At 42.6% G+C, this 1663-nt stretch carries 2 protein-coding genes and 1 pseudogene; 2 read left to right on the forward strand and 1 reads right to left on the reverse strand.

Features of this window, described 5'->3' with window-relative positions; all coding sequences use genetic code 11:
* A pseudogene (gene nadE, locus AB4653_RS03475) lies at positions 1-436 on the reverse strand (NAD(+) synthase); the annotation flags it as partial.
* Between the two features lie 109 nt (positions 437-545).
* On the opposite strand from nadE, the gene AB4653_RS03480 reads away from it, so the two are divergent.
* On the forward strand, positions 546-1067 hold the full coding sequence (locus AB4653_RS03480; RefSeq protein WP_009845745.1) for a nicotinate-nicotinamide nucleotide adenylyltransferase: 522 nt from the start codon (positions 546-548) through the stop codon (positions 1065-1067).
* A gap of 22 nt (positions 1068-1089) precedes the next feature.
* Positions 1090-1581 (forward strand): hypothetical protein, encoded by a 492-nt coding sequence (locus AB4653_RS03485; protein ID WP_009845744.1) that lies wholly within the window; start codon positions 1090-1092, stop codon positions 1579-1581.
* The last annotated feature ends 82 nt before the right edge of the window (positions 1582-1663 follow it).

Genomic DNA, 1663 nt, shown 5'->3' on the forward strand with positions numbered 1-1663 from the left:
GAGCTTTCACGTTGCCTTTCACAAAGTCGATTTTTGCTGAATCTGTTGGTAGTAGACCTGTGCCTTCAAGAGCAACGTGAGAGGCTGCGTGAAGCCCGTCAACACCCGCTTTAATGTTGACAGAAACAGATTGAGAAGGCTGAATGAAAGAGAGAGCAAGCTGTGCTTCGTCTTCATCTTTTTGTTCACCGTAAGGTAGACGAACCGCGATGAATTGGTACTCGTCGCTACCAGCGCTTTCATTTAGGCTATCAACGGTCATCTGTGCCAAGCGGCCACAGGTTGTTGAGTCGACACCACCACTGATACCAAGGATCAGTGATTTGCATCCTGACTGTTGAAGTTTCGTTTTGATAAACTCCACACGACGAGTCACTTCGAAGTGAGGGTCAATTGAAGGTAGTACGCGCATTTCGTCACGAATTAACTGTTCCATTCGTATTCCTTTCCTGCAAGCAAATTAAAAATCTAGTGTTATCATACCTAAATCATCCGATTTAAAAACCTCTTTGCACAAGCTTAGAAAGAGAAGGCAGTAATAAGTAATGGAAAAAATAGCCATTTTCGGTAGTGCGTTTAATCCACCGAGTTTAGGGCATAAAAGTGTGATTGATTCATTGGCTCACTTTGACAAAATCCTGCTCGTTCCAAGTATTGCCCATGCTTGGGGAAAAGAGATGCTAGACTTTGATACGAGATGTCAGTTAGTTAACGCATTTATTAGCGATCTTTCATTGGAGCAAGTGGAGCTTTCTTTGGTCGAAAAGAGCCTATTTACTCCAGGTGAAAGCGTAACGACTTATGCGGTGCTCAGCGCACTTCAGAAGTTACATCGTGATGCGGAACTCACGTTCGTTATAGGTCCTGACAACTTCTTTAAGTTCTCATCTTTTTATAAATCAGATGAGATTACTGAGCAGTGGTCTGTAATGGCTTGCCCTGAAAAAGTGAAAATTCGTAGTACTGATATCCGCAATGCGCTGATAAGTGGAAGCGATGTTGCAAAACTGAGTACAAAGTCAGTTACAAAGATATTGCAAGATAGTGGACTGTATACAATAATGTAGATTCACTCACTCAAGAGGTCTGATGACTATGCTAAAGCGCGCGATACCAGCGACGATGATCATTGCAGCATGCAGTTTACCTGCATATGCTGAGTGTGATTTTTTTAGCCTAGATTCGGTAATGCTGACTTCTGATGACGAAAATAGCTGTTTAGACTTTTCTACGAGCCTTGAAGCTTTCGGCCAAAGTATGTTGGAGCTTAGTGGGTTAAGCGAACCAGAACCTCAAACTAAGCCTGATTACTGGTCTGATTGGGTTATTCAAAGCAAAGATGCGCCTTTGTTAACTCAGAGCCTTGAGTCTAACTATGTTGGTCTCGGTATGTGGTTTCCAGAAGAGCTGGAAGATGAACAGTATAATATGTCGACAGAAGAGTGGTTGATGAACCATGGTCTTCAGCTGAGCATCGGTTTTGGTGATAAAGTTGAAGGGCAGCCGCGTATGCGTTTTGATTACCGTTGGCATGACTCTAGTGATGCAGACTTAATGATGCAGGTTGAGCTGCCATTCTAGACAGGTAGTTCATTCTTTTCTGTCTAAGTGCTAAGAATTAAAAAAGCCGCAAAAACTGAGTTTTTGCGGCTTTTTAGTATCT

The sequence above is a fragment of the Vibrio sp. 10N.222.48.A3 genome (assembly GCF_041475345.1).
GTDB classification, from domain to species: domain Bacteria; phylum Pseudomonadota; class Gammaproteobacteria; order Enterobacterales; family Vibrionaceae; genus Vibrio; species Vibrio tasmaniensis_A.